The sequence below is a fragment of the Archangium sp. genome (assembly GCF_036388035.1).
Classification (GTDB): domain Bacteria; phylum Myxococcota; class Myxococcia; order Myxococcales; family Myxococcaceae; genus Archangium.
In genome coordinates this window covers 1-7,136 of the sequence record NZ_DASVSO010000190.1, presented here as the reverse complement: position 1 = coordinate 7,136, position 7,136 = coordinate 1, and the positions used below count along the sequence as shown (strand labels likewise).

Annotated in this window: 7 protein-coding genes and 1 pseudogene; 3 read left to right on the top strand and 5 right to left on the bottom strand. The window is 69.0% G+C overall.

What is annotated here, in order from left to right; genetic code table 11:
* The 4 genes from VF697_RS08355 to VF697_RS08340 all read right to left on the bottom strand — a co-directional run.
* On the bottom strand, positions 1-447 hold a 447-nt coding region (locus VF697_RS08355; protein WP_331093041.1), incomplete at its 3' end, for a glutaminyl-peptide cyclotransferase.
* Between the two features lie 50 nt (positions 448-497).
* Entirely contained in the window at positions 498-1,436 is a 939-nt protein-coding gene (locus VF697_RS08350; RefSeq protein ID WP_331093039.1) for an L-lactate dehydrogenase, read from the bottom strand.
* Positions 1,437-1,578: 142 nt separating this feature from the next.
* Positions 1,579-2,106 carry an ankyrin repeat domain-containing protein gene (locus tag VF697_RS08345; protein ID WP_331093037.1) on the bottom strand — a complete coding sequence of 176 codons (528 nt, stop codon included), beginning with the start codon at positions 2,104-2,106 and terminating at the stop codon, positions 1,579-1,581.
* Between the two features lie 37 nt (positions 2,107-2,143).
* Complete coding sequence (locus tag VF697_RS08340; protein WP_331093035.1) at positions 2,144-3,616, bottom strand: catalase; 1,473 nt, start codon at positions 3,614-3,616, stop codon at positions 2,144-2,146.
* Positions 3,617-3,746: 130 nt separating this feature from the next.
* On the opposite strand from VF697_RS08340, the gene VF697_RS08335 reads away from it, so the two are divergent.
* Together VF697_RS08335 and VF697_RS08330 are read left to right on the top strand one after the other, a co-directional pair.
* Positions 3,747-4,676 carry a LysR substrate-binding domain-containing protein gene (locus VF697_RS08335; RefSeq protein ID WP_331093033.1) on the top strand — a complete coding sequence of 310 codons (930 nt, stop codon included), beginning with the start codon at positions 3,747-3,749 and terminating at the stop codon, positions 4,674-4,676.
* 114 nt (positions 4,677-4,790) lie between these two features.
* Positions 4,791-5,639, top strand: a complete 849-nt coding sequence (locus VF697_RS08330) for a sterol desaturase family protein (protein WP_331093031.1) — start codon at positions 4,791-4,793, stop codon at positions 5,637-5,639.
* A 39-nt stretch (positions 5,640-5,678) separates the two neighbouring features.
* On the opposite strand, the gene gspC is transcribed toward VF697_RS08330, so the two are convergent.
* Positions 5,679-6,572 (bottom strand): type II secretion system protein GspC, encoded by an 894-nt coding sequence (gene gspC / locus VF697_RS08325; protein ID WP_331093029.1) that lies wholly within the window; start codon positions 6,570-6,572, stop codon positions 5,679-5,681.
* Positions 6,573-6,760: 188 nt separating this feature from the next.
* On the opposite strand from gspC, the pseudogene VF697_RS08320 reads away from it, so the two are divergent.
* Positions 6,761-7,136, top strand: a pseudogene (locus tag VF697_RS08320) (MBL fold metallo-hydrolase); the annotation flags it as partial.

Sequence of the window (7,136 nt, the reverse complement as noted above, 5' to 3'; positions counted from 1 at the left end):
ATCACTCAGGATGAGCGAGCTCCCGTCATCGGTGAGCCCCCAGCCCTCGCCGGTGTAGCTGAACTGTCCCACGGGCTGGAAGGTGGCGGCGTCGTAGATGAAGCCCACCTGTGAGCGCCAGGTGAGCTGGAAGAGCCTGCCGCCGAGGAAGGTGAGCCCCTCCCCGAAATACTGCGGCGCGAGGTCGCGCCTGCGCAGGACCGCGCCCGTGGAGAGCTCCAACTCGCGGAGGCTCGACTCGCCGTACATGCCCGTGCCCTCGTAGAGCCGTCCATTGCGGAAGACGAGGCCCTGCGTGAAGGCCTGGGGGTCATGCGGCCAGCTCTGGACGACCTCGAACCCGTACATCGGCACGCTGCGCGAGGCACTGCGCTCGCTGCTGCAAGCGAGCAGGGGGAGGAGCACGAGAGGAAGAAGTCGCGCGAGTGGGGGACGTCGGGTCGTCACGAGGGGATTCCTGGAGGGGGGAATGTCGGCTGGCTCTTACTCGGGCTGAGTCAAAACCCCAGCGTGCGGATGGCCTGGCGGATGGTGTCCGCGCTCTTCCGCAGGCCCTCGCGCTCCGAGTCGTTCATGGGCAGCTCCAGCACCGACTCGACGCCCTTGCGGTTGATGATGCTCGGCACACTCATGCACACGTCGCTGATGCCCAGGTAGCTCTCCAGTCGGGAGCTCACGGGCAGCACCCGCTGCTCGTCGTACAGCACCGCCTCGAGAATCTGTGCCGTGGCCAGGCCGATGGCGTAGTTGGTGGCCCCCTTGCCGCGGATGATCTGATAGGCGGCGTTGCGCACGTTGTCGAAGATGTGGGTGCGGTCCTCCTCCGTCAGCTTCGCGTGCCCCGGCGCCGCCCACTGCAGCAGTGGCACTCCACCCACCGTCGCCGAGCTCCACAGGGGCAGCTCCGAGTCCCCGTGCTCGCCCGCGATGAAGGCGTGCACGTTCTGCACCGCCACGTTCAGGTGGCGCGCCAGCAGGAAGCGGAAGCGCGAGGAGTCCAGCACCGTCCCGCTGCCGAACACCCGCCGCGATGGCAGTCCACTGAGTTGCTGCACCACGTACGTCAGCACGTCCACCGGGTTGGTCACCACCAGCAGCAGGGCATCGGGGGCCACCTTCAGCAGTTGCGGCACGAGCGTGCGGCACAGCGCCACGTTCGCTCCCGCCAGCTCCATCCGCGTCTGCCCCGGCTTCTGCTTGGCTCCGGCGGTGATGACCACCACGTCGGCGCCCGCGCACACGCCGATGTCGTCCGAGCCCTCCAGCGTGGCCATGGGGACGAATTGCAGCCCGTGGTTCAGGTCCAGCACCTCCGCGTCCACCTTGGCCCGGTTGATGTCGTAGATGGCGAGCTGCTTGGCCACTCCTCGGATCATGGAGGCATAGGCGATGGTGGCCCCCACCGCTCCGGCTCCGACGATTGCGATCTTGCTCACGCGCTCAGGCATAGGCCGCGCAGCCAACCACAGCCAGTCCTCGGGGCTCCAGGTCCGAGTGCACGGGCCGTCAAGCCCTGGACGTGCGCGGGGGCGGTGACCTCGTGGGGCCACCGCCCCCTGCACTCACCTGCTCGCGCGTCTATCCCAGCTCCGCGAGCCGCGCCGTGGTGCCACGGGCCCCCATGCCGCGGGCGTAGTCGAGGGCCATGCGCCCATCGGCATCCTTCTGCTCCGGCACCGCGCCGCGCGAGAGCAGCAGCTCCAGCATCTCCAGCCGGTCGAACATCGCCGCGAACATGAGGGCCGTCTTGCCGTCCGGCCCCGCGCCGTCGACGCGGGCCCCATGGTCCAGCAGGAGCCGGGCGATGGCGACGTTCCCCTTGAAGGCGGCACCGGCCAGCGGCGTCTGGCCCCGGTCGTTGAGCCTCTCCGGGTCCGCCCCGTGCTTCAACAGCAGGCGCGTGGCGTCCTCCTGGCCGAGGTAGCTCGCGAGCATCAGCAGCGTGTCGCCCTTCTCGTTGCTGAGGTTGGCGGGCAGTCCCCTCTCGAGGAGCCACTTCAGGTGGGCGGTCTCTCCGGCCCGTGCGTGCTGGAACGCCGTCCGCGCCAGGGCCACCACGTCGTCGTCCGTCACCATCGTCCGCGAATCAGGAGTCTGTGCCTTCATGGGGAAGTCCTCGAGAGGGGAGTGTGGGGGAGGAGGCTCAACGCGAGTGGCGCCGCTTGTGGACGGCCGTGGCGATGCGCGAGCCGTACTCCTCGTCGGCGTTGCGGAAGTGGGCGATGCAGCGCGTGATGACGTCATCGCGGTTCACCTGCGAGAGGCTGCCCGCGATGTTGTTCACCAGCCGTTCGCGCTCCGCCTCGCTCATCAGCCGGTACAGGGCGCCGGCCTGGACGAAGTCGTTGTCCTCGGCATGCCGGACGGGGACGTAGGTGCCCGTGGTGCCGGTGACGGAGACGCCCAGGTCCGTGGCCTCGTTCGACTGCGCGGGGCCGTTGTAGCTGTTCGGCTCGTAGTTCTTGCCGCGCCCGCCGTTGCCGTTGAAGGCCATGGCGCCATCTCGGCCGTAGTTGCGCGCGCCGCCCTGGACGCCCTTGGGCGAGTTGACCGGCAGCTGGGTGTGGTTGATGCCGAGCCGGTAGCGCTGCGCGTCGCCGTAGGCGAAGAGGCGCGCCTGGAGCATCCGGTCCGGCGAGGGGCCGATGCCGGGCACGAAGTTGGACGGGTCGAGCGCCGCCTGCTCCACGTCCGCGAAGTAGTTGTCCGGTGCCCGGTTGAGCACCAGCTTGCCCACCTCGATGAGCGGGTAGTCCTTGTACGGCCACACCTTGGTGAGATCGAACGGGTTGAAGCGGTAGGTGGCCGCGTCGGCCTCGGGCATCACCTGCACCTTGAGCGTCCACGAGGGGTACTCGCCGCGCTCGAGGGCCTCGTAGAGGTCGCGTTGGTGGTACTGCGGATCCCGCCCGCCGATGGCCGCGGCCTCCTCGGAGGTGAGGGTCTTGATGCCCTGGTCGGTCTTGAAGTGGAACTTCACCCAGAAGCGCTCGCCCTTCGCGTTCACCCACTGGAAGGTGTGCGAGCCGAAGCCGTCCGTGTGCCGCAGCGTCGCGGGGATGCCGCGGTCACCGAAGAGCCAGGTGAACTGGTGCGTGGCCTCGGGCGAGTAGGAGAAGAAGTCCCACTGGTTGTCGGGCTCCTGGCAGTTGGTGAACGGGTCGTACTTCTGCGAGTGGATGAAGTCCGGGAACTTGATGCCGTCGCGCAGGAAGAAGACGGGGGTGTTGTTGCCCACCACGTCCCAGTTGCCGTCCTCGGTGTAGAAGCGGACGGCGAAGCCGCGAGGGTCACGCGCGGTGTCGGGCGCGCCCTTGGAGCCGGCCACGGTGGAGAAGCGCAGGAAGACCTCGGTGCGCTTGCCCTGGTGGCTGAAGAGCTTCATGCGGGTGAAGCGCGCCACGTCCGGGTTCGTCACCTCGAAGTAGCCGTAGGCGCCCGAGCCCACCGCGTGCACCACGCGCTCGGGGATGCGCTCGCGGTTGAAGCGGGCGAGCTTCTCGATGAGGTGGTGGTCCTGCAGCAGCACCGGGCCCGTGGCGCCGGCGGTCTGCGAGTGCTGGTTGTCGGCGACGGGAGCGCCGGCCTCGGTGGTCAGCTGGGGACGATGGGACAAGCGGTTTTCTCCTGCGAGTGACGCGGATGCGTTTGTGACGTCGCGAAAGGTAGAAAGTCCGCGCTGAGTTTCCCAAGACATCGTTTCGATGGGATTGATAGGCTGCCCCTATCGGTTCTCCAGAGGTCCCATGCCCTCCCTCAACGACATCTCCCTCCGACAACTCGAGTACGTGGTCGCCGTGGCCGACGTGCTCGGCTTCCGCCGGGCAGCCGAGCGTTGCCATGTCTCCCAGCCCGCCCTGAGTGCGCAGATTCAGCAACTCGAGGAGGTGCTCGGGGTGAAGCTCTTCGAGCGGGGCACGCGCCGGGTGATGCTGACGGCGGCCGGCGAGGAGCTGGTGGCCCGGGCCCGCCGGGTGCTCACCGAGGCGGGTGACATCCTGTCAGCGGCGTCCCGCCTGTCGGATCCCTTCGCGGGAAACCTACAGCTCGGGGTCATCCCCACCGTGGCGCCCTACGTGCTGCCCGAGGTGGTGCCCGCCCTGGTGAAGCAGTACCCCCGGCTGCGGCTGCGGCTGCGCGAGGAGAAGACGGAGCTGCTCGTGCGCGCCTTGGACGAGGGGCGGTTGGACGCGGCGCTGCTGGCGCTCGTGCCCGAGCTCGGGGAGTTGGAGCACACCGTCATCGCGGAGGATCCCTTCGTCGTCGCGGCGCCACCGGGGCACCCCGTGGCGAAGCTGAAGCAGGTGCGGCTCCAGGATCTCGACGAGGAGAACGTGCTGCTGCTGGAGGACGGCCACTGCTTCCGGAGCCAGGCGCTCACCCTGTGTACGCGGATCGGCGCGCGCGAGGTGGACTTCCGCGCCACCAGCCTCACCACCCTGGCGCAGATGGTGATGTCGGGGGAGGGGGGCATCACGCTGCTGCCCTCGCTCTCGGTGCCCACCGAGAATCGGCTGGGTCAGCTCGTGGTGCGTTCCTTCGCGGCTCCGGTGCCGAGTCGGACCATCGCCCTGGTGTGGCGCCCGGGCTACCCACGGGCCGATGCGCTCCGGGAGCTCGCGGGCACGCTCCGCTCCGTGTGGCCCGGACACAAGGGCGAGGCGAAGCGCTCCTGACGAAGGCGCCTCGCGAGCCGGAGCTCCGCTCGTTGTCAGACGGATGGGGGTGATGCGTCGGTCGAGGTACGACGGACGCTCGGCCTGGCACGCCGGCTGTTCCTGGGGGGAGCCATGCACTTCGAACTCGAAGCATTCCTCGACCGGTCTCAGTTCCCACTGATGATCGCCGTTCTCGTCCTGCTGCTCGTGCTCGAGACGTACCGGCCGTTCGTCCGGGGGCGGCGCGGGCGCCTCGTCCACGGGTTGCGCCATGGAGGGCTCTTCCTCCTGTCCATCGGGGTCTCGGGCTTCATCATCGTCCTCACGAACACCCTGGCCGTGCGCGCCGCGGAGCATCACTTCGGCCTGCTCAACCTGGTGGCCCTGCCGAGCCTGGTCCACGTCGTCCTCGGGCTGCTCATGCTCGACCTCGTGTCCTATGGCCTGCACTTGCTCTCGCACAAAGTGCCGCTGCTGTGGCGCCTGCACCGCGTCCACCACAGCGACGCGGAGCTGGATGTGACGACCGTCTTCCGGCTTCATCCGCTCGAGGGTTTCGCCGTGCTCGTCTGCCAGCTCCTGACGGTCGTGGCGTTCGGAGTCCCCATGCTGGCGCTCCTCCTCTACGCCGTGCTCAGCACGACCTCGGCGCTGCTCCAACACGCGAACCTCCGGCTCCCCACCCGGGTCGACCGGTGGATGTCGTGGGTGTTCACGAGCCCGGGCATGCACCACGTCCACCACTCCCGCCACGTCGAGGAGACCGACACCAACTACGGACGTCTGTTCGCATGGTGGGATCGGCTGTTTGGCACCTACCGCATGCCCCCCGAGGACCTGGACATCGAGCTCGGTCTCGCGGAGTTCGCCGCGCCCCGGTACCAGTCCTTCCGCGGGCTGCTGATGACTCCGTTCATGACGCCCGAGGCGCCGCGGCCCGCTCCTCCGGCTCCCAAGCCCGCCGTGGTGCCCGTGCAGTGACGCACGGCGTGGCGCCGGACGCATCGCGGGTGCAGGGGTTCAGCGCATCGAGTACGTGAGGCGCACCGGCTGTCCGTTGCGCTCCACCTCCAGCTCGATGCGCGGGGATTCACGCAGCTTCTGGATGGCGTAGAGGCCCTGATCCACGCTGTCGAGCGACAGCCCGTTGATGCGCTGCATGACGTCCCCATTCTGGAGGCCGATCCGCGCGTAGAGGGAGTCGGGCCGGATGGAGAACAGCTTGAAGCCCTGCGCCACGCCGTTCCGGAAGAAGGGGACGGCACGCGCCTGCATGAGGAGCTGGTTGGGGTTGGCGAGCACCGTGTCCAACTCCTGGCGCGAGAGCTCGTAGCTTCCCGGGCCCACCTGATGGACGGAGAGGCCGGAGGCCGAGGTCGACCTGGCAGGAGCCGCTGGCGTGGAGGCCCGCGGGTCCTTGCCGCCCGTGGCCGCGTTCGCGCCGGGGCCGATGTACTCCAGCCGCCCCGCGCTCAACAGCAGCACCCGCGTGCGCTCGATGGCGACCACCTGGGCGCCCTGGATCTCCCCGCCCGTCCACACCGAGCGCGTGCGGCGCGTGGCGCCCTCGTACACGGAGGCCAGGGAGGCCTCGGGCCGGGCCGACAGCATCGTGCCCAACAACTCGAGGTCCAGCGCGGTCGGTAGGGCCTCATCCGTGGGCTCCAAGGGGGTTTGCTCCTGGCGCGGCTTGTCCGGCAGGCCGAGGTACCGGGCGAGGGGAGCCAGGGCGAGTGGGGTGGGCAGCTCCTCCTTGGGGGCGGGGCTCTTCCTCGACGCCTCTTCCGGGAAGGAGGGGAGGGGTTGGAGCCAGGCGTCCACCAGCGTGTTCACGGCTTGCGCGGCCAGCAGGCTCACACAGGCGATGAAGGACAGGGTGAGCGCGTGAAACGTGGGACGGACCAGGGTGGACATCGGTGGCCTCCAGAGCCGGGCGTGGATGCCCGTCCCTAGAGCAAGGCCGGGACCAACGGCCGCGTCCGGGGCCGCTCCAGAGGGAAGAGGGGCTCCCCGCACCGGGTGCTCCGCATCCGGAGAGCGACAAGCTGTCAGATGTGTCGCGAGGGGCGTGACAGCCCGTCCCCATCCGTTAGCCTGTCGGGATGCTCACCGAGGTCAGCGCGGGGCCCTACACGGTTCGAGGTGTTTCGGTCGGCGGCGTGTACACATCGCTGCAGGTGCCGGAGCTCGGCGTGGTGTTCGACGTCGGCGTGCCCATCCGCTCCTTCGCCGGGACGGATCGCATCTTCCTGAGCCATGGGCACTCCGACCACGCCAGCGCGCTCGGCTCTCTGCTCGGCATCCGCAACCTCATTGGCAAGGGACCTCCACAGGTGTTCCTGCCCGCGGAGATCGAAGCGCCCGTGCGCGAGGTTCTCGCGGTGCAGGGCCGGCTTTATCGGGCCGACATGGACATCGAGACGATTCCCATGCGCCCCGGGGATTCGCATCACCTCGGCCATGGGCTGTGGGTGCGCG

Bases quoted from the DNA above. Each gene is read 5' to 3' on its own strand.
- VF697_RS08330 (WP_331093031.1), top strand. From the start codon at position 4,791: ATGCACTTCGAACTCGAAGCATTCCTCGACCGGTCTCAGTTCCCACTG.
- gspC (WP_331093029.1), bottom strand. From the start codon at position 6,572: ATGTCCACCCTGGTCCGTCCCACGTTTCACGCGCTCACCCTGTCCTTC.
- VF697_RS08335 (WP_331093033.1), top strand. From the start codon at position 3,747: ATGCCCTCCCTCAACGACATCTCCCTCCGACAACTCGAGTACGTGGTC.
- VF697_RS08345 (WP_331093037.1), bottom strand. From the start codon at position 2,106: ATGAAGGCACAGACTCCTGATTCGCGGACGATGGTGACGGACGACGAC.